At 47.8% G+C, this 21934-nt stretch carries 21 protein-coding genes and 1 other annotated feature; of the genes, 13 read left to right on the plus strand and 8 right to left on the minus strand.

Annotation, left to right across the window (positions count from 1 at the left end; all coding sequences use genetic code 11):
- The first annotated feature begins 42 nt into the window (after positions 1-42).
- On the plus strand, positions 43-762 hold the full coding sequence (locus DEU30_RS07945) for an SIMPL domain-containing protein (RefSeq protein ID WP_011234976.1): 720 nt from the start codon (positions 43-45) through the stop codon (positions 760-762).
- Between the two features lie 71 nt (positions 763-833).
- The gene (locus DEU30_RS07950; RefSeq protein ID WP_114981960.1) at positions 834-2678 is read left to right on the plus strand and encodes a diguanylate cyclase; all 1845 of its coding nucleotides are present in this window, start codon (positions 834-836) and stop codon (positions 2676-2678) included.
- Here DEU30_RS07950 and DEU30_RS07955 read toward each other — a convergent pair.
- From DEU30_RS07955 to DEU30_RS07990, 8 genes are all read right to left on the minus strand, one after another.
- Positions 2675-3724, minus strand: a complete 1050-nt coding sequence (locus DEU30_RS07955; protein ID WP_011234978.1) for an agmatine deiminase family protein — start codon at positions 3722-3724, stop codon at positions 2675-2677. The genes DEU30_RS07950 and DEU30_RS07955 overlap by 4 nt on opposite strands.
- The gene (rluB, locus tag DEU30_RS07960; protein WP_011234979.1) at positions 3725-4585 is read right to left on the minus strand and encodes a 23S rRNA pseudouridine(2605) synthase RluB; all 861 of its coding nucleotides are present in this window, start codon (positions 4583-4585) and stop codon (positions 3725-3727) included.
- Positions 4585-5157 (minus strand): SMC-Scp complex subunit ScpB, encoded by a 573-nt coding sequence (scpB, locus tag DEU30_RS07965; RefSeq protein WP_011234980.1) that lies wholly within the window; start codon positions 5155-5157, stop codon positions 4585-4587. The genes rluB and scpB overlap by 1 nt, the downstream gene beginning before the upstream one ends.
- Positions 5138-5953 carry a ScpA family protein gene (locus DEU30_RS07970; protein ID WP_114981961.1) on the minus strand — a complete coding sequence of 272 codons (816 nt, stop codon included), beginning with the start codon at positions 5951-5953 and terminating at the stop codon, positions 5138-5140. The genes scpB and DEU30_RS07970 overlap by 20 nt, the downstream gene beginning before the upstream one ends.
- Before the next feature lie 27 nt (positions 5954-5980).
- Entirely contained in the window at positions 5981-6604 is a 624-nt protein-coding gene (locus DEU30_RS07975; protein WP_011234982.1) for an L-threonylcarbamoyladenylate synthase, read from the minus strand.
- An 18-nt stretch (positions 6605-6622) separates the two neighbouring features.
- Positions 6623-7450 (minus strand): PHP domain-containing protein, encoded by an 828-nt coding sequence (locus tag DEU30_RS07980; protein ID WP_011234983.1) that lies wholly within the window; start codon positions 7448-7450, stop codon positions 6623-6625.
- On the minus strand, positions 7450-9471 hold the full coding sequence (locus DEU30_RS07985) for an NADPH-dependent 2,4-dienoyl-CoA reductase (RefSeq protein ID WP_016341370.1): 2022 nt from the start codon (positions 9469-9471) through the stop codon (positions 7450-7452). Before DEU30_RS07985 ends, DEU30_RS07980 begins: the two co-directional genes overlap by 1 nt.
- Positions 9472-9541: 70 nt before the next feature.
- Positions 9542-10240, minus strand: coding sequence for a hypothetical protein (locus tag DEU30_RS07990; RefSeq protein ID WP_016341371.1), 699 nt, complete (start codon positions 10238-10240; stop codon positions 9542-9544).
- Between the two features lie 122 nt (positions 10241-10362).
- On the opposite strand from DEU30_RS07990, the gene DEU30_RS07995 reads away from it, so the two are divergent.
- From DEU30_RS07995 to DEU30_RS08045, 11 genes are all read left to right on the plus strand, one after another.
- Positions 10363-11898: a carboxypeptidase gene (locus tag DEU30_RS07995; RefSeq protein WP_011234986.1), complete on the plus strand. Its 1536-nt coding sequence runs from the start codon at positions 10363-10365 to the stop codon at positions 11896-11898.
- Positions 11899-12013: 115 nt separating this feature from the next.
- Positions 12014-12118 (plus strand) — a sequence feature (Trp leader region).
- Positions 12119-12170: 52 nt separating this feature from the next.
- Positions 12171-13769, plus strand: a complete 1599-nt coding sequence (locus DEU30_RS08000) for an anthranilate synthase component 1 (RefSeq protein ID WP_114981962.1) — start codon at positions 12171-12173, stop codon at positions 13767-13769.
- Positions 13769-14404: a gamma-glutamyl-gamma-aminobutyrate hydrolase family protein gene (locus DEU30_RS08005; RefSeq protein WP_011234988.1), complete on the plus strand. Its 636-nt coding sequence runs from the start codon at positions 13769-13771 to the stop codon at positions 14402-14404. Before DEU30_RS08000 ends, DEU30_RS08005 begins: the two co-directional genes overlap by 1 nt.
- Complete coding sequence (gene trpD / locus DEU30_RS08010; RefSeq protein ID WP_011234989.1) at positions 14401-15414, plus strand: anthranilate phosphoribosyltransferase; 1014 nt, start codon at positions 14401-14403, stop codon at positions 15412-15414. The genes DEU30_RS08005 and trpD overlap by 4 nt, the downstream gene beginning before the upstream one ends.
- A complete protein-coding gene (gene trpCF / locus DEU30_RS08015; RefSeq protein ID WP_011234990.1) occupies positions 15407-16861 on the plus strand; it encodes a bifunctional indole-3-glycerol-phosphate synthase TrpC/phosphoribosylanthranilate isomerase TrpF in 1455 nt (484 codons plus the stop codon). Before trpD ends, trpCF begins: the two co-directional genes overlap by 8 nt.
- Positions 16858-18081, plus strand: coding sequence for a tryptophan synthase subunit beta (gene trpB, locus DEU30_RS08020; protein WP_011234991.1), 1224 nt, complete (start codon positions 16858-16860; stop codon positions 18079-18081). Before trpCF ends, trpB begins: the two co-directional genes overlap by 4 nt.
- A complete protein-coding gene (gene trpA / locus DEU30_RS08025) occupies positions 18078-18887 on the plus strand; it encodes a tryptophan synthase subunit alpha (RefSeq protein WP_114981963.1) in 810 nt (269 codons plus the stop codon). Before trpB ends, trpA begins: the two co-directional genes overlap by 4 nt.
- A gap of 20 nt (positions 18888-18907) precedes the next feature.
- Positions 18908-19450, plus strand: a complete 543-nt coding sequence (gene ispZ / locus DEU30_RS08030) for a septation protein IspZ (RefSeq protein WP_011234993.1) — start codon at positions 18908-18910, stop codon at positions 19448-19450.
- Positions 19450-19752, plus strand: coding sequence for a YciI family protein (locus tag DEU30_RS08035; protein WP_114981964.1), 303 nt, complete (start codon positions 19450-19452; stop codon positions 19750-19752). The genes ispZ and DEU30_RS08035 overlap by 1 nt, the downstream gene beginning before the upstream one ends.
- Before the next feature lie 18 nt (positions 19753-19770).
- Entirely contained in the window at positions 19771-20619 is an 849-nt protein-coding gene (locus tag DEU30_RS08040; protein WP_114981965.1) for an alpha/beta fold hydrolase, read from the plus strand.
- A gap of 41 nt (positions 20620-20660) precedes the next feature.
- Positions 20661-21923 carry an MgtC/SapB family protein gene (locus DEU30_RS08045; RefSeq protein WP_011234996.1) on the plus strand — a complete coding sequence of 421 codons (1263 nt, stop codon included), beginning with the start codon at positions 20661-20663 and terminating at the stop codon, positions 21921-21923.
- Positions 21924-21934: the final 11 nt, after the last annotated feature.

Genomic DNA, 21934 nt, shown 5'->3' on the forward strand with positions numbered 1-21934 from the left:
CTCCAACACCTAACTATGGAATTTGGTCTAAGGATGCTTAATATGACTCAGAGTAATTCAAAATCAAGGTTTCTCTTCATTTGTCTTGTCTTTCTCACGGCAGGATTTACCACTTTCGCTCAAGCAGACGAGCGTACCTTATCAATATCCGGCAGCGGCAGTGTTTCTGCAATTCCTGATCAGATGTCACTGACTTTCTGGATAGAAGAACGCGGGAATAAACTCAGCTCACAAAAAACATTAGTCGATAACACCACTACCCGCTTAATTAAAGATCTGAATAGTAAAGGTATAGAAGATAAAGATATTCGTTCTTACCAATTACAAATTTACCCTCGCTATGAACAAAACGATGACGGGAAAACAGAGCAAGATGGCTTTGTGGTTCAACGCGAAGTTCAGGTCACTTTGTTAGAGCCTGAGAACTACGACAGTATTATCGATCTGGCGCTTGCGCGCGGCGTCACTCGCGTAGGCCAGGTTAAGTTTGAAATTAGTGATCAGCAGGGTTTGTATCAACAAGCATTGATTAACGCTTATGAACAAGCAAAAAATAAGGCCGAACGCCTGGCCACGGCTGCGGGTCTCGAGCTGACGGGAACATTAAGTATCGCTGAACGCTCTATGTCACGCCCGGTGGTTATGCAAATGGCAGAAATGAGCAGCCGCTCAGATAAAGTGTCATTACCTGGTCAGCAAACTATTGAGGCACAAGTAGAGGTTATATTCTCAACCAAAACTCAGTCGGATTCTGACAATTAAATCGTTGCTATGTTGAGTACTCGGAGTAAAATGGCTTGCTAATTAACGTTTTTATAACAGAAAGAGTCATTTTGTTCCGAAAATTTCAGAGTTTTTTATTGATTACCTTGCTAGCTGTCACTTCATTAGTTTCGGCTCAGGAGTGGCAGCAGCAACGTATAGATGCCAGTAGCAACCCGGATGCCTGGATAAAAAAGACCTCTGAATTAATAAAGCAGTACGATAACCAGCGCCAGTATGAAGAACTGGCAATGGCTTACGCACTGCAAGTTGAAGCCTATAGATATTCCGGCCACGAGAGTAAAGCGCATGCAGCCATAGATGAAGGTCTGCGCTTTGCTGAATTAGCCGATTCAAAAACAGCAAAAACTCTGCTGAGAATTAACCAAACATGGTATTTCTTACAACGAGGTCAACTTCGCCAGGCCAACACCAGCGTTATCTATGCAAGAGAAAACGCCAAGGCCTCAGGTAATAGCGATTTACAAATAGAAGCAGACATACTTCACGCGCAAGTGATGCAGAATACAGGGGATATAGCCCATGCACTGCAAACTCTTGAGCAGCTCAATCGTAATGCCTACACGGCACACCCCAGGTTGCAGGTAGAATTTCACGCTTTAATTGGTTCTATTTATCTTGATGTTGGGGCAAACGATATTGGTTTAGAGCACATTCAGAATGCGCTCGACATCAGCAGAGAACATTTAGGTCAATGGGATGTTTCGGTACTCGAGTACAATTTAGCCACAGCCTATCAAGCCGCCGAAAATGATGAAAAAGCCAGACAGCATTTCGAGACGGCTTTAGAAATCAGTAAAGCCATTAACGATGATCTTGGCGTCGCTTATGCCCTTTTCCAAATGGCCTCAATTGATATCAAAAACGAAAATTATCAACGGGCCTTAGAACGCCTCAACAGAGCTATGCCGCAATTTAAGTCGGCCGGCGCCCACCCTATGGAAGCACAGAGTCGGCTAGCTATGGTGTCGGCTTATTTAGGTACCAACGAACTTGAAACAGCCTTCGCTCAACTAGAAGCTGCCAGTTCGGTTATTAACACATTAGCTGATAATCAATTATATCAGACCCTGAATGAGCGCTGGTCTGAGTATTATCAGAGTAAAGAAAATTACAAGGCTGCTCTGGAGCGTTACAAAACTTCTGTCAATTATATGCAGAAAGTGCAGGAGCAAACTCAGGATAAACAAGTACAAGAAATTATGGTGCGCCTGGAAATTAAAGAGCAGGAGACCACCAATGAATTACTTAAAAAAGAAAATCAGTTGCAGCAGTTAGAACTGCAGGAGCAGCAAACCTCCTATTACCTGCTGGTGTGGATTATTATTTCAGGCCTTTTGGTGGTTATTATTGTTTCGGCTTTTCTGTATCAGCAATGGCGGGCTCGTAAAAACTTCGCCGAACTGGCATTAAAAGACGATTTAACTAACGCGCCGAATCGACGTGCCATTGTCCGTATATGCAAAAAAGGTCTGGAGCAAGCTCGCGAACAACAACGTCAGTTAGCCCTGGCCGTTGTCGACTTCGATTACTTTAAGGCAATAAATGATCAGTTCGGTCACGACGTTGGTGACCGCGTATTACAACGTTTTGCAGAAGTTGCCAAACTCAGCCTGCGTGATCAGGACAACTTCGGTCGCCTGGGAGGCGAAGAATGGCTGTTGGTCTTTTTCGATGTCAGTAAAGAGGACGCGAAAAACATCTTCGAGCGCATTACCAAGGAAATGAACAGCAAGCCCATTAGCGGTTTGCCGGAAGATTACCGCATTACCTTCAGTATGGGCTTTACTAACGCTCACCCGGAAGATAGTTTTGATTCTCTTTATAAACGTGCGGATGATGTTTTATTCGAAGCTAAGGATAAAGGCCGGGAGCGCCTAGTCATCACTGATTAAAGCTCATCTGTCTTAAATTTAGGCAGGTTATGACTGATACAATGCAAACCACCGCCCCCTAAAACAAATTCGCGAGCATCAATGGCAATAACCTTTCGCTCCGGAAGAGCTTCGCGAACAGTCCGCACGGCTTGAGCGTCTGTGGTTAACCCAAATTGAGGTACCACAACCAGTTTACTCGTTTGCAAAACATTCACATAACTGCACAGTAAAGGCAGTTCAACGGTACGTTTTAAGCTTGACGATGTAAGTTCAACCCCCGCTCTTTCTTCACGAGCTGGCAGTTGTGGAGGCGGCAAAGGTAAAGGAATGGTTTGAATGTAAGCAGGCAGTTTATCCAGTTGTTTTTTAAGCGCCTGGCAGGTTTTATAATCCGGATGCGCTGTATTATCAGTGGCAGCATAAAGCACAGTATTTGCGTCAACGAATAACGCCATATTATCAATATGCCCGCCCGTTTCATCAGCAACCAATCCACCATCAAAAAAGTGCAAACGTTGCCCGGGCAACAACTGACCTAATAACGACTTTATCTGCGGCTCTGTCATTGCCGGGTTTCGCTGCTTAATACAGGCCAGACCAATTAGCCAGTCACCCTGGCCGTTGTGCGTAAAAGCACCGCCTTCAGCAATAAGCAGGCTATTTGTTACTGGACACATCAAGCGAGAACACAGGCTTTGACTAAAGGCTTTATCAGCAGCAATAACATTCTGGACACCACCCCAGCCATCAAAATCAAAAGACAATGCCGCCAACTGACCGTCGCTATTTAACTGCCACAGTGGTGTAGTATCGCGTAGCCAGATATCGTCATAATCCAGCTCTATGCGCTGAACGGATTTAAGTGCCTCGGGTACACTGTCGCTTATGCTCGCAGGAACAACGAGCGAAACCGGCGTGTTATCAGGCAATTGTTTTATTAGCTTTATGAGAGCGTCTCGAGCTGGATCCGCATGCTTACGCCAGACATCACTCCGGTATGGCCAGGCCAGCAACAAGCGCTGGTTTTCCATAAAATCAGGTAACCAGCGGGCAGTAGTGGTCACTTACTTACCCCGTCGTTTACTCTGTTTTTTATCCAGTCTGTGGCGGGCGGTGGCTTTACGAATTTTCGCAAAACGACGCTGTTTAGACTCTTCATGACGAGGGTCGAGAAACGACTCTTTTTCCGCCGGTAAGTTAACCTGAGCTCTTAACGCATTGACCTGAGGCAATGACATTTCCGCCCAGCCACCTTGCGGTAAACCGGGTTCCAGAGGAATATCGCCATAGCGAACACGGATAAGACGACTGACCTGCACTTCCTGCGACTCCCACAAGCGGCGAACTTCACGATTACGCCCTTCACTGATGGTCACGTGGAACCAGCGGTTCATGCCATCACCACCGGCAGGCTTTATGCTATTGAAATGCGCAGGGCCATCTTCCAGTTGCACACCTTTTCTCAGGCGTTGCATCATGGCTTCATCCACGTCACCAAACACCCGTACCGCGTATTCACGTTCAACCTGCTGGCTGGGGTGCATCAGGCGATTAGCAAGCTCACCGTCGGTAGTAAATAACAACAGACCCGAGGTATTCACGTCAAGCCGCCCCACAGCGACCCAACGCGCACCGCTCATTCTTGGCAAGCGGTCATAAACGGTCGGCCGTCCCTCCGGATCCTTGCGCGTACACAATTCACCCTCGGGCTTGTGGTAAATCAGAACTCGGCAAATGACCTCTTCTTCAGGTTTAATCTGAACTTCGTGGCCATCAATGCGTACTTTTGCGTCGGCATCAATACGCTCACCCAATTGTGCTACTTTGCCGTTCACACGAATTCGGCCGGCTGAAATTTTTGTTTCAATTTCGCGGCGCGAACCATGTCCAGATCGGGCTAAAACCTTTTGTAATTTCTCGGTCATTACGAATCATCTCTCTCGTTAGTCGCTGTCTCAGCGGTACGTTCATCATCTTCATTAAGTGTGTCGATATCAGGTAATTCTGATAAGTCACTTAAATTAAAATCATCTAAAAAATCGTTAGTGCTGGCATAAAGCTGAGGTCTTCCCGGCACTTCTTTGTGCCCTACAACCTTAACCCAGCCTCGTTCCTGCAGTGTCTTCATTATTTGGCTACTGACACTTACACCGCGTATTTGTTCAATTTCACCACGCGTAATGGGCTGCCGGTAAACAATTAATGCCAAAGTTTCCAGCAAAGCGTTTGAGTAACGAGGCGGTTTTTCCTGCCAAAGCCCGGCTAACCTCTGACCCAGCTCGGCCCGGGTTTGAAAACGGTAGCCGGAAGCCACTTTTACCAACTCAATACCACGTTCCTGATAGTCTGACTGCAACTCTTTAAGTTGCTGCCTTATGGCCGCCAGCGAGGCCTCGCCTTCATTCAGCAACAGCTGATACAGCTGCTCAGCCGATAACGGCTGCGGATGCGCAAACAAGGCCGCTTCAATAAGTTGTTTAAGCTGTAACGGATTCATCTTGATTGTGCTGTCTCAAACTCAGGAGAATATCACTCATAGGCTCTACTTGTGACAATTCTACCATTGATTCTTTCACAAGTTCCAAAATTGCTAAAAAACTGACCACAGCTCCGGCGCGACCTTCTTTTCGGGTAAAGAGCTGGCTAAAAGAAACGTACTTTTTATGGCTCAACAACTCCAGTACCTGACTCATCCTCGCTCGTGTCGATAGTTGCTCGCGCTTTATCTGGTGGTGAGCTTTTAACTCCACTTGCTGTAACACTCGACTAAAAGCAAGAGTTAAGTCTTCAAGAGTCACTTCCGGAGGTGCAGCCGTTAACCACTCGCGTGCATTACTGCCAACCTCACTCAATAAAATGTCCCGCCCCACCTGCGGTTGCTGATCAATATATTCAGCACCCTGGCGTATCGCCTCATATTCCTGTAGGCGTCTTATAAGTTCCGCTCTAGGGTCTTCTTCCTCATCCTCTTCCTGAGGCGGTTTCGGCAACAGCAAACGGCTTTTTATTTCGGCCAGAATGGCCGCCATCACTAAATAATCGGCGGCAAGCTCCAGCTTCAGCTCTTGCATCATGTCCACATACTCAACATATTGCCGGGTAATAGCCAGAATAGGCATGTCCACAATATCGAGCTTTTGTTTGCGAATTAAATACAACAAGAGATCCATCGGACCACTGAAAGTATCGAGTATAACTTCCAGCGCATCCGGTGGTATATAGAGGTCTTCAGGCTTTTCTATAACCGGTTCGCCGCGAACAAAGCCTAAAGGCAGTGACTGTTGTTCCGCCATAATTAAACCGAGTGCCTGTCTAACTGACTAAAAATCAAAAGGCTCTACGTCTCCGGAACCTTCGCGACGAATGGTCGGTGCTCCCTCAGATAAATCCACAACCGTCGTTGGCTCTTCACCTTTATGACCACCATCAATAATTAAATCCACCAGCTTTTCCAGCTTATCCCGAATCTCTTCCGGATCAGATTCAGCCAGCATTCCTTGGCCAAGGATCAAGCTGGTCGACATTAATGGTTCATTTAACTCTTCCAGCAGAGCCATTGCGATACGATTAGTCGGAACCCGTATACCAATAGTTTTACGTTTGGGGTTCAACAGCCGCTTGGGAACCTCTTTCGTTCCTTTCAGAATAAAAGTGTAAGGTCCGGGAGTGTTGTTTTTCAGTAACCGGAAGGCATCGTTGTCAACCCGGGCATAAGTCGCAAGCTCAGATAAATCACGGCACATTAGAGTAAAATTGTGCTCTTTGTCTATTTCACGAATCTGGCAAATACGATCAGCTGCTGCTTTATTGCCAATTTGACAACCAATGGCATAACCCGAGTCAGTAGGGTAAACCACCACCCCACTTTTACGAATAATTTGAACCGATTGCTGAATTAAACGTGCTTGAGGATTTTCCGGATGAATTTCAAAATATTGACTCATAATCTCACCTCAATCCTTCTACTGTGACCAATGCTCCCATATTGGCACACAGTCCGCTGGCAGACAAAGATTTTTACCAAGTTCGCGCCAATTCCCCGGATAGTGAAAATCCGACCCCTGCGAGGCTAGCAGACCATATTCCTGACTCATTTTCGCTAATGCATCACGATGACCGGGAGACTGCTGACACAAACTGACTTCCATGGCATCGAGCCCCCACTCTTTACCCTGTATTAAAAGCTTGCGCAGCCATTTATTCGACATTTTGTAACCGTGGGGATGCGCCAGTACCGCCTTCCCCCCGGCGCCGTGGATGGCTTCTATCGCAGTGGGAATATCGCACCATTCGGGATTGACATAGGCGCTGTTACCTTTGCCAATATAGCGATCGAAAGCTTTTTGAGGGTTACTGACAATACCTTTTCGTACCATAGCGTCAGCAATGTGCTTACGTGTTGGCAACCCCTCCGTTTCGCATTCTTCTGCCGATAAACTGACACCGCGCTGGTATAGCTTTTCAAGCATCGCATCAAAGCGATCATAGCGACGTTGCTGTTGTTCGCTCAATAAAACCTTTAAGGGTTCCGCATCTGGGTCAATATTAAGTCCAACAATATGAATTTCAAAACTGTGCCAACGACAACTAATTTCAACTCCGTTCACCAGCTCTATTGGCAAATTCTCGTGTTCAATAAGACGACTCGCTTCTGCCAGCCCGTCAACGCAGTCATGATCGGTTATCGCCAGTACATCGACGTTCTGTTCGCAGGCGCGCAGCACAAGCTCCGACACTGACAAAGAGCCATCAGAACAGGTGCTGTGACAATGCAAATCGTAAACTGACATTAAATCTCCGCCGCCAGTTCTGTACCCTGACGAATCGCGCGTTTGGCATCGAGTTCGGCAGCAACATCGGCCCCACCAATTAGGTGTACAGTCTGGCCGGCCGACTGCAACGCGTCGTGTAATGACCGCTGTGGTACCTGCCCCGCACAAATAATCACATTATCGACTTCCAGCAATTGTTTTTCACCTTCACGTTCTATTTCAATACCTTCTGGCACAATGCGGTGATAAGTGACCCCATTCCACATATTCACAGACTTACTTTTTAGTTCGTTACGATGAACCCAGCCAGAGGTTTTACCTAAGCCTTTACCGACTTTGCTCTCTTTTCGCTGAAGCAACCACACCTGACGCGGGCTTTGCTCTGGCTGCTGCGGTTTCAGACCGCCGCGATCAGTGTAGCTTTTATCAATACCCCAACGCTCTGACCACTCTGGTTCATCCAGTGTCAGTGACTTTTCGGTGGTCAGGTATTCAGAGACATCAAAACCAATACCACCGGCACCAATCACAGCCACTTTTTTACCCACAGCTTTGTGGTCACGTAAAACATCTAAGTAACCCAGCACATGCGGCAAATCAACACCCGGAATATCGACCTGGCGAGGGCTGACTCCGGTTGCCAGAACCACATCATCGTATTTTTCTGCCAGCAACCCTTCGCAAGTTTGCTCTTTTCCAAGCTTCAAATTAACACCGGTGTCTTCAATGCGGTACTTAAAGTAGCGCAGGGTTTCATAAAACTCTTCTTTACCCGGAATCTGTTTAGCGTAGTTAAACTGACCGCCAATTTCTTCGGACTTATCGTACAAATCGACCTGATGACCGCGCTCTGCAGCATTACAGGCAAAGGCCAACCCTGCAGGGCCAGAACCAATGACCGCAATGCGCTTTTTCTGTTCAGCCGGCTTCATTACCAACTCCTGCTCAAAGCAGGCTCGGGGGTTAACTAAACAGGACGCCCTTTTATTCTCAAACACATGATCCAGACAGGCCTGATTACAGGCAATACAGGTATTAATACGTTCAGACTGGCCTTGTTCCGCTTTTTTCACAAACTCCGGGTCAGCCAGTAGCGGTCGTGCCATAGAAACCATGTCAGCCTGGTTGCTTTCTAAAATATGCTCGGCAATTTCCGGCGTGTTAATACGGTTAACGGCAACCACAGGAACCGACAATTCTCTGCGTACGCGCTCGGTTATCCAGCTAAAGGCGCCACGTGGTACCGAGGTAACAATGGTTGGTACCCGGGCCTCATGCCAACCAATACCCGTATTAATAATGGTAACGCCCGCCTGCTCCAGCAGTTTTCCCAGTTGCAGAACTTCATCCAGCTGATGACCGTCTTCAACTAAGTCCAGCATCGACAACCGGAAAATAATAATCGATTTTTCACCCACAGCCGCGCGCACAGCTTTTACAATTTCCAGTGGAAAACGCATACGGTTTTCGAAGCTGCCGCCCCATTTATCATCGCGTTTATTCGTTCTTGGACACAAAAACTGGTTAATTAAATAACCTTCCGAACCCATGATCTCAACACCATCATAGCCAGCCTTTTGCGCCAGCTTTGCGCCGCGGGCGTAATGCTTTATGGTGTTTTTAATCTGGCGCTCCGACATGGCTTTTGGCTTAAACGGGTTTATCGGGGCTTTTATCGCGCTGGGAGCCAGTGAAAAAGGATGATAACTGTAACGCCCCGCATGCAATAGCTGCAGGCATATTTTACTGCCATATTTGTGAACGGCATCGGTTACCTGACGGTGTTTACCCACGTGCCAGGGCTTAGACATTTCACTGCCAAAAGGCGCAAGACGCCCACGAAAGTTAGGGCTGATACCGCCGGTGACAATAAGGCCAACACCACCTTTGGCGCGCTCTTCATAAAAGCTGGCTAATTTACTAAAGCCATTTTTTTCTTCTTCCAGGCCTGTATGCATTGAGCCCATTAAGACCCGGTTCTTCAATGTCGTAAAACCAAGGTCCAGGGGTTTCAGTAAATTTGGGTATGATTTTTCCACGCCAACCTCTTATTTTAAACGGGTGTTTAATTTTTTCTAACTTTACTGCTTAAACCCGTTTAACTCAAGCTCAGAACGCCATCGCTTCACGCAATAAGAACCTTGAAAGCGCCATGCTATCGACTTGTACGTTAGGGTTTCCGTTACGCACTTGTTTCGAAACCTGCTCAAAAATCGGCCACAACAGCTCCTGCACCTGATCATTCGCATCTTGCATTGACTGCAGGTCTTTCAATTTAAGCTGGTCAACATGCACACTTAAAATTGGCTCACCTTTATCAAATAAGTTAATGGTAACGTCTTCCATCAACCACTCATCAACCCGCCAGTTTAAAGGCACCGAATTCACCTTTTGAACTTTAACACCACTCATTTGCTTTAGAAATTCATGCAAGTTTGAGCGTCCGGTATCGTAATATGCGACGGTTAACTGAGCGCCGGACATCTCAATTTTAGAAATATCCACACGGCTGCTGCCAAGTGCCTGCCAGTCACCGGTTAGCATTAATTGCTTAGCCAGTAGAAGTTGATTTTCAGGCTCCGACAAGGCTTTGACCCGGGTCGCAAAACGAACATTATTTGCGGTCAGGCCATTGGTTAATGAGTTAACCTCAAGTTCGCCTACATCCAGATCCGCATTTAACTGCTCCGAGGCCATTGTCTGTAACCCCTCTTTCATCGCATCAGACAAATTCTGAGCCGCAACGGAGAAGCTCAGCAGGGGTAAGAACAACCAAAAAGCCGCCCGCGTTATAGTTGTAAATTTCATTGATGACCTTATTCAAATAGGTTCCAGTCGCAGGAATAAACCCAATAATCGCATAACCTTTGACTCTTTAAAGTAATTATTTGTTAATCTGAGGCAAGATTATAAAAACGGAGAACAATCTTATGCACAAGAGTCTCGCTTTAGTTGCCTCTTTAACTTTAATGGGCTGCTCAATCGTTTCTGCGCCCGTTACTGCAGAAGAAGCCCCGAATAACCACAAGCGTATGCTGCCGGTCGACACCGAAGTCGTTACCGAACACAGCGTAGAAATTAAGGGCGAAACTGTCGACTACACAGCCACCGCAGGAACTCAACCCGTGTGGGACGACGAAGGCAATCCGACCGCATCACTATTTTACACCTATTATGAACGTCAGGACGTTGATAACCGCGAATCTCGTCCGATTGTATACTCCTTTAACGGTGGCCCGGGTTCGGCATCGGTCTGGATGCACATTGCTTACACCGGTCCAAAAGTGCTAAACCTGAGCGATGAAGGTTACCCGGTTCAGCCTTATGGCGTGCAGGACAACCCGCACTCCATTCTCGATGTTGCCGACATTGTTTTCATTAACCCGGTTAACACCGGCTATTCACGCGTACTGCCGAATGAAGAAGGTGAAATGCCGTCTCGCGAGAAGCAAAAAGACATGTTCTTTGGCGTTAATGCCGACGTGAAATACCTGGCCGAATGGATGAATACTTTTACTTCACGCATGAACCGCTGGCAGTCGCCTAAGTACTTAATTGGTGAAAGCTATGGCACAACCCGTGTATCTGGCCTTGCACTAGAGCTTCAGAATAGCCAGTGGATGTATTTGAACGGTGTTGTTTTAGTTTCACCAACTGATATCGGCATTGACCGTGACGGACCGGTAAAACAAGCGAACCAATTACCTTACTTTGCAGCCGCCGCCTGGTATCACGACGCACTGCCAGAGGCTTTACAGAGTAAAGATTTAGACGAATTATTGCCTGAAGTAGAAAGCTTCACTCTGAACGAGTATTTACCTGCATTAGCCAAAGGCGCCATGCTACCAGATGACGCACGTGAACAAATGGCAGAACAAGTCGCTAAATATTCAGGCCTTTCGAAGCAGGCTGTACTGGATAACAACTTAGCGCCAAGCACCTGGTACTTCTGGAAGGAGTTACTGCGTGACCGTGACCGTACCATTGGCCGTTTAGACTCGCGCTACCTTGGACTTGATGAAAAGCGCGCTGGTGACCGTCCGGACTTTAACGCCGAACTGACTTCTTGGTTACACTCGTTCACGCCAGCCATTAACTACTACCTGCGTGAAGAATTAAACTTTGTGACCGACATTAAATACAACATGTTTGGCCCAGTTCACCCGTGGGATCGCACGAACAACAACACCGGTAAGCAACTGCGCCAGGCCATGGCACAAAACCCTTATCTGAACGTGTTAGTACAGTCAGGTTACTTTGACGGTGCAACCAACTATTTCGACGCGAAGTACACAACCTGGCATTTGGATCCAAGTACTCAGATGACTGATCGCATTGACTTTAAAGGTTACCGTAGTGGTCATATGATGTATCTGCGTCGTGCTGACCTGGAGAAGGCGAATGATGATTTACGCGAGTTTATTCGTAAGTCTGATTCAAAAGGCAAACCGGCAGAATATAAATAGAAAGTATAAACTGAAAGAAAAACAACTATTGACAGACTTTCGCGCAAGCGTTAGTTTGTCAGCATTAAATTGCATTAAGAGAGCTATACAACTTATGTTTTTACGTACAACAACACAACATTGGTGGTGGCACTTCCCAAATGAGCGGGTGGTGTAGTTGTGCGTGTAACGTAAATAGCTTCACTTTGAGAAACCCGCTCCTTTGAGCGGGTTTTTTATTGCCGTTTCACTGGAGCAGGTTTGAAAAACAACAAGAGAAAACGAGGTCTGAGGTGAAAAACCTGACAACAGAACAAAACGGCAATTTAGAAACACTGCGAGTGTCGCTGCCCTATCAGGCGGAGCCACTAAAAGTATTTCAGAATACCTGCAGCACACAAGGTGAACATTTACTGCTGGACTCAGCTGATATCGGCACCAAGCAACAAGTAAAGAGCTTGCTACTGATTGATGCGGCGTTACGAATTACCTGTAACGACCAGCAAGTCACTATTATTGCCCTGACCGATAATGGTGCTGTTCTGCTCAGCTGGATTGAAGAGCAGCTCAAAGATAGTGCCGCCATTGAAAGAACGCCTGAACAACTGAGGTTAACTTTCAGTGCAGCAAATACACCGATTGACGAAGACTCCCGCTTACGTCAAATCAGTAACATGGAGCCGCTGCGAGTACTCCAACAAAAGCTCAATAAAGCCAACAACACAGCAAAACAGCATCCGTTTTCGGTTTTTCTTGGCGGTGCTTTTGCTTATGACTTTGTCGCCAGCTACGAGCAACTACCGCAAGTTGATGAAGGCGAGAACAACTGCCCTGACTATGTCTTTTACCTGGCGGAAACCTTGCTAATTATTGATCACCAACAGCAGACCACTGAGCTGCTTGGCAGCGTGTTCAGCGGAGAGAGCCACGACCAACGTTATCAGACTATAAGCCAGCGTGTTGGAGAACTGGCCGCACGTTGTCAGCTACCGGCAATAGAACCTCAGCCGCAGCCGGTTGATGTACAAGTAACGGCCACGCCCTCAGCGGAAGAATTTGCACGCATTGTGACCCGGCTAAAAGAAAACATTGTCGCGGGCGATATTTTTCAGGTGGTACCGTCCCGGCGTTTTAAAATGCCCTGCCCTGACCCGTTAGCCGCTTATCAGCAATTGAAAAAGAACAACCCCTCGCCCTATATGTTTTTTATGAGTCATCCGGACTTTTGTCTGTTCGGTGCTTCGCCTGAATCTGCATTGAAATACCAGCAGGACATCAATCAGGTAGAGCTTTACCCTATTGCAGGTACCCGCCCCCGCGGTAAGAGCGCCGACGGCAGCATTAGCCCTGATCTCGACAGCCGCATGGAACTGGAACTGCGGCTTGACCAAAAAGAACTGGCAGAGCATTTAATGCTGGTTGATTTAGCCCGCAACGATTTAGCCCGTATTAGCGAAACTGGCACTCGCTACGTTGCCGATCTACTTCAGGTTGACCGTTATTCTCATGTGATGCATTTGGTATCACGCGTAGTAGCAAAACTACGAAACGATTGCGATGCCCTTCACGCTTACCGTGCCTGCATGAACATGGGGACTCTGGTTGGTGCGCCGAAGGTAAGCGCTGCAACGCTTATTCGTCAGGTTGAAAAGCAACGCCGCGGCAGCTACGGCGGCGCTGTTGGGTATCTGGCCGGGAATGGCGACATGGATACCTGTATTGTTATTCGCTCCGCTTTCGTTAAAAACAACCAAGCCATAGTGCAAGCCGGTGCCGGCGTGGTGCATGACTCAGACCCGACCAGCGAAGTAACCGAAACCGAAAACAAAGCTAAGGCCGTTATTCTGGCAATTCAGCAGGCTCACACTTTACCTGACCAGGAGGCGGTATAATGACTCAGTCAGCTCGTATCGTACTGATAGATAACGTCGACTCGTTCTCGTACAACCTGGTGGATGAGTTGCGCCAGTTAGGCTTTCCACTGGTCGTTTACCGTAACCAGCTGGCCGCAGCCGATGTGATCGAACAGCTGGAAAGTTACAGTGGCCCTCAATTGGTCTGCCTCTCACCCGGCCCCGGGCACCCAGCAAACGCAGGCAACTTAATGGAAGTGATCCGATACTGCGGTGGCCGCATACCCATGCTGGGTATTTGCCTCGGCTTTCAGGCGCTCATTGAACACGCCGGTGGCCGCGTGGATACCTGTGGTGAGATTGTTCATGGTAAAACCGCAAAAATAGACACCGTGCCACACCCGGTGTTTGTCAGCGCGACAGACAACAACCAATGCGTTGTGGCTCGTTACCACTCGCTTAGCGGTTATGACCTGCCCTCCACAGTGAGCATAATTGCCAGTTTGGATGGCCCTGACGGTAGTATTCCTATGGCTGCTGAATTCTTCGGTAAAGAAGAAAACAACACCAATGCCATTGGTTTTCAGTTTCACCCTGAATCGCTTCTAACGCCAAAGGGAAAACAATTACTTAGCAACAGTATTCAGTACTTATTAACAGGAGCAAAGCCATGAAAGCCCTACAAACTCTGATGTCTGGTGAGTCTCTGACACAAGATCAAACCCGTGAGTTTTTCCAGCGCTTAATTAAAGGCGAGCTCAACGACATTCAGGTATCCGCCGCACTTATCGCCATGAAAATGCGGGGCGAGACCCCAGCCGAGTTAGCCGGTGCCGCTGAAGCCATATTATCCGCAGCGAAGCCATTCTTACGCTCCGACACCACGGTTATTGACAGTTGTGGTACCGGCGGCGATGGCAGTAATACCATCAATATTTCTACGACGGCGGCTTTAGTTGCCGCCAGTATGGGTCTGGCTGTGGCCAAACATGGTAATCGCAGTGTGTCTTCACGTTCAGGCTCAGCTGATGTACTCGAAGCACTCAAACTTCGCGTTAATCTGGATCCGTCGGATGCCTCGACTCAGTTAGCCGATAATGGTTTTTGCTTTCTATTTGCTCCGCATTATCACCCGGGTATTAAGCATGCGATGCCGGTAAGGCAAACGCTGAAAACACGCACCTTATTCAACCTGATTGGTCCTTTAGTTAACCCTGCGCGTCCTGATGCTCAACTGCTCGGTGTTTATAGCGAGGAATGGGTAAGGCCAATGGCTGAAACCCTGCAACGACTGGGGGTTAAACGTGCTATGGTCGTACACGGAAGCGGGCTGGATGAACTGGCTCTGCATGGGCCAACGCGAGTTATTGAACTGCGCAACGGCGAGCTCAATGACTACCATGTAACACCTAATGACTTTGGGGTTCCCAGCGCCCCGCTTGATGAACTGAAAGGCGGTGACGCTGACTTTAACGCTCGTATTCTGGAAGACATTCTTGCCGGAGGCGGCAGCCCGGCTCAGCGCCACTCGGTTGCAATGAACGTTGCCGCTTTGCTGTATTTAAGTGGACAATACAACGATATGAAAGCCGCAACCGCAGCAACAATGGAGCATTTAGACACCGGCCAGCCACTCTTGCATTTACGTCGGGTGCAGGATGCTCAGGAGACCTATCATGTCTGACACCATTCGTTTAGAAAAGAACGTGCTGAAAACGATCGTTGAGCGCAAGGTTGAGCAGAACAAAACTCAGGCCGAGCTCATGCCCCTGAGTGAAATAAAGTCTCAGCTCAGACCCAGTGACCGTAGCTTATATGAAGCATTAAGCGGTGAGCAGGCAGGTTTTATTCTGGAGTGTAAAAAAGCCTCTCCTTCAAAAGGTTTAATTCGTGCTGACTTTGACGCACCACAGTTGGCAAAAAGCTACCAGCCTTATGCCGCAGCTATTTCCGTATTAACCGAGCCTGAGTTTTTTCAGGGGCGACTGGACTATCTGACAGCCGTGCGCCGGCAGGTTACCCAGCCGGTTTTATGCAAAGACTTTTTTATTGATGAAGAGCAAGTTTACCGCGCCCGCTACTTTGGTGCGGATGCTATTTTGCTTATGTTATCAGTCCTGGATGATGCGCAATATATCGCCCTGCGCGATATAGCTGAGTCACTTGCGATGGATGTACTCACCGAAGTTGCCAACGAAGAAGAAATGAAACGTGCCGCGAAACTGGACGCAAACATCATTGGCATTAACCACCGCGATTTAACAGACTTGAGCATTGAGCCGAACCGCAGTGCGCAGTTAGCTCCGCTGGCTCCCCAAAATGCCTTACTCATTGCAGAGTCAGGTTTTGCTGAGCACGCCGACATTCGCCGGGTTGCCCCTTTTGTTAACGGCTTTCTTATCGGCAGCGCATTGAGCGCCCAGCCGGACGTTGATTTAGCCTGCCGCAAACTGCTTTATGGACAAAATAAAGTTTGCGGTCTGACTCGCGCTGAAGATGCCATAAACGCACGTTCTCAGGGTGCGGTATTCGGCGGGCTAATATTTGTTGAGCGTTCACCTCGTTGTGTGACACTGAAGCAGGCAAAGCAAATAACAACTGAAGCAAACGGACTTGAGTATGTGGGTGTTTTTGCTGATCAACCGTTAGAGAGCCTTATCGACACGGCAAAATACGTCGGGCTCTCTGCTATTCAACTGCACGGCCATGAAGATATCGACTATGTTGTTCAATTACGTCAGCAATTGCGTCAGGCAGGTCTGGAAGCAGTAAAAATATGGAAAGCTTTAGCTATTGAAAGCCCGGCACAGTTGCCGGATCTTGCGGTTGATGCATTTGTTCTGGATAACCGCGGTGGTGGCAGCGGCAAGGCTTTTAACTGGGAGTTGCTGGAACCATTAAGTACAGAGGAGCGTCAACGTTGTCTGTTAGCCGGAGGCATTGGCCCTGAAAGCATCAGCAGTGCAATAGAGTTAGGCTTTGCCGGAGTGGACATTAACTCTCAAGCCGAATGGAAACCTGGCATTAAAAATAGCCAAAAAGTAGCTCAAACATTCACGAAAATCCGCCATTATGGTCGTTTTTCAGAAAAACATCTTTCAAATAAGAATACCCAACAGGAGGCTGTATGAGTCAGTCATTACCCGCTTATTTTGGCGATTTCGGCGGCCAGTTCGTTCCTGAGATCTTACTACCCGCACTAGAGCAGTTGGAACAGGCCTTTATAGAGGCACAACAGGACGATGACTTTCAGGCTGAATTTCGCGGATTGTTGAAAAACTACTTAGGCAGACCGACACCACTGAGTTTGTGCCGTAACCTGCCGCTGAACAGCCCAAATAAAACCAAAATTTATCTTAAACGTGAAGATTTACTTCATGGCGGCGCCCACAAAACCAACCAGGTGCTGGGACAAGCGTTACTGGCTAAGCGCATGGGTAAAACGCGCATTATTGCAGAAACTGGTGCAGGGCAGCACGGCACCGCAACAGCCCTGGCCTGCGCACTGCTGGACCTGGAATGCATTATTTATATGGGCAAAAAAGATGTTGAGCGCCAGCAGCCCAATGTCTTCCGTATGGAATTAATGGGCGCAAAAGTGGTACCTGTGGATACCGGTAGCGGTACTCTAAAAGATGCGGTCAATGAAGCTCTGCGTGACTGGACAGCAAGTTATCCCAACACCCACTACTTATTAGGAACAGCTGCAGGCGCACACCCCTTCCCGACTATAGTGCGTGAATTTCACCGCATGATTGGTGAAGAAGCTAAAGCCCAAATTATCGAGCAAGCTGGTCGCTTACCGGACGAAGTTATTGCCTGTGTCGGCGGCGGATCCAACGCCATTGGCATGTTCGCCGACTTTATCGACGAGGAAGGTGTTGATTTAGTAGGTGTTGAGCCTGCAGGTAAAGGTGTTGAAACCAAGCAGCACGGCGCTACGCTGGCTGCGGGTAAACCCGGGATTTTGCATGGTTGTCTATCGTTTTTAATGCAAAACGACGAAGGACAAATTGAGGAGTCCTATTCAGTATCAGCCGGTCTGGACTACCCCGGCGTGGGCCCTCAACATGCGCATTTAAAAGCTATTGGTCGGGCGCGATACGAATCAGTAACCGATGAAGAAGCACTGGAAGCCTTTAAGCTGCTCTCCCGCCATGAAGGCATTATTCCTGCGCTGGAACCTGCCCATGCGCTGGCTTACGCGCTAAAACGAGCCGCAGAACCAGATGCTCCGGAAATATTACTACTTAACTTATCCGGCCGCGGTGATAAAGACATTGACCACGTACGTCGTATTTTTAGTGCTCAGGAAAATGCTGAAGTTAGCGCGAAAGGAGAACAAAAATGAGCCGGTATGAAAGCTGTTTCGCACAATTAAAAGCTAATAACCAGGGTGCTTTCGTTCCTTTTGTGACACTTGGAGACCCAACTCCGGGGCAAAGTGTGGACGTTATCAAGGCTCTTATTGATGGTGGTGCCGATGCGCTGGAATTGGGTCTGCCATTTTCAGACCCGGTTGCTGATGGTCCCATGATCCAGCGGGCAAATTTACGAGCCTTAGAGTCGGGAACAACCTTTAAGCATATTTTAGAGATTTTAAAAGAAATTAGAGACTATTCACCGCAGATACCCATAGGCTTATTGGTTTACGCAAACTTAATCTACGCGAAAGGTGTTCGCAACTTTTACCAGCAAATGAAAGATGCAGGCGTAGATTCAGTGCTTATTGCCGACGTTCCTACAAAAGAAGCTAAACGCTTTGCCGACATTGCCAATGAAATTGGTATTGAAGCAGTGTTTATTGCGCCGCCTGATGCCAGTGATGCGTTGTTAGTTGATATCGCTAAGCAATGTGCTGGTTATGTCTACCTACTGAGTCGTTCAGGGGTTACCGGTGCTGACACACAAATGCAGGCCCCCGCTTCGGAACTGATTAATAAACTGAAAGAAGCAGGTGCCCCGCCAACGTTGCTTGGGTTTGGTATATCCCAGCCGGAACATGTTCAGCGAGCGCTAGCAGCAGGTGCAGACGGTGCCATTAGTGGTTCGGCTGTGGTTGCGCTTATCGAGAAAAACCTCGACAATAACGCGCAGCAAGTAGCGGACTTAAAGGCTTTTGTAAAAAGCATGAAGGCCGCAACCCAATTGTCGTAGAGTTGCCTCCGGAGTAGTTAATGGCCCTGTTGTTAGAATATTTACCCATAATCGCCTTTTTCGTGTTTTACAAACTAGCGGATATTTACGTCGCTACTGGCGTGCTTATGGTTGGTACTGTGTTGCAAATTCTGGCGTTAAAACTACTTAAGCAGCCGATAACCACTCGCCATTGGGTAATATTGGCTGTAGTAATGCTGTTTGGCGCAGTAACACTTTTATTGCGCGACGACTGGTTCATTAAAATGAAAGTGTCCGTCGTTTACGTGGCCATAGCGCTAATGCTTTTAGGCGGCTTGATATGGAAAAAACGCAGTCCAATTCAGGCTATGATGGGTAAAGATATTAAGCTGCCAGATACAGCATGGTCGCGCTTAACCTATGCCTGGATCATATTCTGCCTGGCACTGGCAGCAGTAAACCTTTACATTGCGGAATTCTGGAGCCAGGAGGCATGGGTTAATTTTAAAGTCTTTGGCATACTGGGTATTTCACTCGTATTCACAATTGGTACCGGATTCTATATGTATCATCACGCCATTGATGAGGAGACCCAGGACTAATGTGGTTTGTTATTTTTGCAGAAGACCATGAGAACTCTCTGGAGGGTCGTAAGCAGGCACGTCCTGCTCATCTTGAACGCTTAAAAGCGTTACAAAATGACGGCCGCCTGCTCGTCGCAGGCCCTTGTCCGGCTATTGCGGAGCTGGACCCGGGCGTGCTTGGTTTTACCGGCTCTGTGGTCATTGCTGAATTTGAGACTCAGGAAGAAGCGGAACAATGGGCTAACGACGACCCCTACTGGCAAGCCGGTGTCTACAAAAAAGCGACGGTGAAGCCATTCAACGCCGTTTTACCGAACTAATCAGGTTAATCAGTGACTATGCAGAGCGTCGAACTTACCGCTAACAATCGCTACCTGCATTGTGTGCGTTTTGAACCTGAGTCAACTGCTAAGGCCACTGTTGTTATAGCTGCTGCGTTAGGTGTGAAACAGCGTTTTTATCAACCCATAGCCCTCTGGTTAAGCAAACAGGGTTACCGCGTCATTACCTTTGACTATTATGGTATTGGCCAGTCCGTTGATAAGCCGTTGAAACAAATCAAGTCTGATATTATCGAATGGGCCGAGCTCGATATGACCGCCGTGATTGACTATGCACAGTCCAGCCAGAAAGGTGAACCACTGATTTGGCTGGCTCACAGCCTGGGTGGCCAAATTGTCGCCATGGCACATAACAGCCACAAAATTGACAAGATGGTGACCATTGCCAGTGGCACCGGATACTGGTTAAAAGCCAGTAAACAGGTTCGTCGCACCTCCTGGTTATTGTGGTATTTTGCCGTGCCAATCAGCACGCCCATTGCAGGTTATTTTCCCGGCAAGCGTTTGAATATGGTTGGTGATATGCCCGCGGCAGCCATGAAGCAATGGAGTCGCTGGTGCCGCAGTAAAGACTATTTGTTTGATAACATCAGTACTGATCAAAAAGTCCGTTACGATGAATTTTCTGCACCCATCAGCGCCTTTCATATTACTGACGACGAATTGTTGCAACGCTCCAACATCGAAAACCTGCTGGCGCACTACCCTAACGCAGAGAAGGTATTAAAAGACTTGCAACCGGAAATAACCGAAAGCAAAGGTATCGGGCATTTCAACTTCTTTCGCAGTCAATTCAAAGAGTCTCTCTGGCGTAAAAGCTTGCTAGACGCACTGCAGGTCAATTAAAGTCGTTATAGAATCAGTCTAATTAATAAGGGCGCTTCGCAATGCACTACCAAATCGAACTGGCGTTATCTTTACTGGCAGCTCTGGCGTTAGGCTTGATGATAGGCATTGAACGCGGCTGGAGCGGCAGGGACAGTGATGAGGGCACTCGTGTTGCCGGCGTACGAACCTTCAGCCTAATAGGTCTTAGCGGCGGTGTTTTTGCTATTTTAGCTCAACAATGGGGCGTATGGCTTATCGTTACCGGTTTCATTGTTGTTGCCATACTCATTGCATCGTCTTATATAAGTTATAGCAAGCTCTCCGATGACGCAGGTATTACCACCGAATTCTCAATGCTGCTGACTTTTGCACTGGCAATTTGGGCTGCCTCTGGTGATCCTCTACCTGCGCTCAGTTGCGGTGCGGTAGTTGTTGCTCTTCTCGGCCATAAAAAAAGTCTGCACAAATTGCTTAAATGCATTTCACCTAAGGCCTTTTACTCAGGTATCACACTACTATTGATATCTGTGGTGGTTCTGCCTTTGCTGCCAAATGAAGGCTACGGCCCCTGGCAGGCGTTGAACCCCTACTGGCTTTGGTGGATGGTCGTTTTAATTTCGGGTCTGTCTTTTATTGGCTATCTGTTTACCCAACTGCTGGGAGAGAGGCGCGGCACTTTGATTACCGCAATCGCCGGAGGCTTCGCATCATCCACAGCCGTTACCCTAACTATGGCTCGTTTTGCGAAAAAAAACTCTCAGAGCGTAATTTACGCCAGCGGCATGCTGCTCGCCTGTAGCATTATGTTCCCGCGAGTTCTTATTGAGGTCTTTGTGGTTAACCGTGAACTTTTACCATTATTGTGGCCGCCTATTCTTCTCATGTTCGCCGGGTTATTAACTGTCATAACACTCATGTACAGACAACATAAACGTAATCCTCCCTCCGAAACCGGAGAGATTACCATCAATAACCCACTGCAACTGACCACTGCTATCCAGTTTGGTATTTTATTAGCAGTTATTTTGTTATTGGCAGAGGCAATGAAAAACTGGTTTGGTGATGCCGGGATATACGGCCTTTCCATAATATCCGGTCTGATGGATGTTGACGCTATTACCTTGTCACTATCACGCTCAGCTCAGAGCGAACTCTCGCGCCAGGTAGCCGCTACGGGAATTATCTTAGCCTGTGTCAGTAATACTCTGCTTAAAGGCATTATGTTCGCTTCTGTCGCCGGTATTAAATTGCACTATCGTTACGCTGTTTACATGATTTTAAGCGTTATTCCCGGCTTGCTTTACGCCTTTTGGCAGTTTTAATTATCACAAAC

This window comes from Idiomarina sp. 017G (genome assembly GCF_004362265.1).
GTDB classification, from domain to species: Bacteria; Pseudomonadota; Gammaproteobacteria; order Enterobacterales; family Alteromonadaceae; genus Idiomarina; species Idiomarina loihiensis.

Excerpts from the sequence above, each read along its gene's own strand:
- trpD (WP_011234989.1), top strand. The coding sequence starts at position 14,401 with ATGAAAGCCCTACAAACTCTGATGTCTGGTGAGTCTCTGACACAAGAT.
- trpCF (WP_011234990.1), top strand. The coding sequence starts at position 15,407 with ATGTCTGACACCATTCGTTTAGAAAAGAACGTGCTGAAAACGATCGTT.
- DEU30_RS08005 (WP_011234988.1), top strand. The coding sequence starts at position 13,769 with ATGACTCAGTCAGCTCGTATCGTACTGATAGATAACGTCGACTCGTTC.
- DEU30_RS08035 (WP_114981964.1), top strand. The coding sequence starts at position 19,450 with ATGTGGTTTGTTATTTTTGCAGAAGACCATGAGAACTCTCTGGAGGGT.
- DEU30_RS07995 (WP_011234986.1), top strand. The coding sequence starts at position 10,363 with ATGCACAAGAGTCTCGCTTTAGTTGCCTCTTTAACTTTAATGGGCTGC.
- trpB (WP_011234991.1), top strand. The coding sequence starts at position 16,858 with ATGAGTCAGTCATTACCCGCTTATTTTGGCGATTTCGGCGGCCAGTTC.
- DEU30_RS07980 (WP_011234983.1), bottom strand. The coding sequence starts at position 7,450 with ATGTCAGTTTACGATTTGCATTGTCACAGCACCTGTTCTGATGGCTCT.
- DEU30_RS08040 (WP_114981965.1), top strand. The coding sequence starts at position 19,771 with ATGCAGAGCGTCGAACTTACCGCTAACAATCGCTACCTGCATTGTGTG.
- DEU30_RS08045 (WP_011234996.1), top strand. The coding sequence starts at position 20,661 with ATGCACTACCAAATCGAACTGGCGTTATCTTTACTGGCAGCTCTGGCG.
- DEU30_RS07975 (WP_011234982.1), bottom strand. The coding sequence starts at position 6,604 with ATGAGTCAATATTTTGAAATTCATCCGGAAAATCCTCAAGCACGTTTA.
- ispZ (WP_011234993.1), top strand. The coding sequence starts at position 18,908 with ATGGCCCTGTTGTTAGAATATTTACCCATAATCGCCTTTTTCGTGTTT.
- scpB (WP_011234980.1), bottom strand. The coding sequence starts at position 5,157 with ATGAATCCGTTACAGCTTAAACAACTTATTGAAGCGGCCTTGTTTGCG.
- trpA (WP_114981963.1), top strand. The coding sequence starts at position 18,078 with ATGAGCCGGTATGAAAGCTGTTTCGCACAATTAAAAGCTAATAACCAG.
- rluB (WP_011234979.1), bottom strand. The coding sequence starts at position 4,585 with ATGACCGAGAAATTACAAAAGGTTTTAGCCCGATCTGGACATGGTTCG.
- DEU30_RS07990 (WP_016341371.1), bottom strand. The coding sequence starts at position 10,240 with ATGAAATTTACAACTATAACGCGGGCGGCTTTTTGGTTGTTCTTACCC.
- DEU30_RS07970 (WP_114981961.1), bottom strand. The coding sequence starts at position 5,953 with ATGGCGGAACAACAGTCACTGCCTTTAGGCTTTGTTCGCGGCGAACCG.
- DEU30_RS07945 (WP_011234976.1), top strand. The coding sequence starts at position 43 with ATGACTCAGAGTAATTCAAAATCAAGGTTTCTCTTCATTTGTCTTGTC.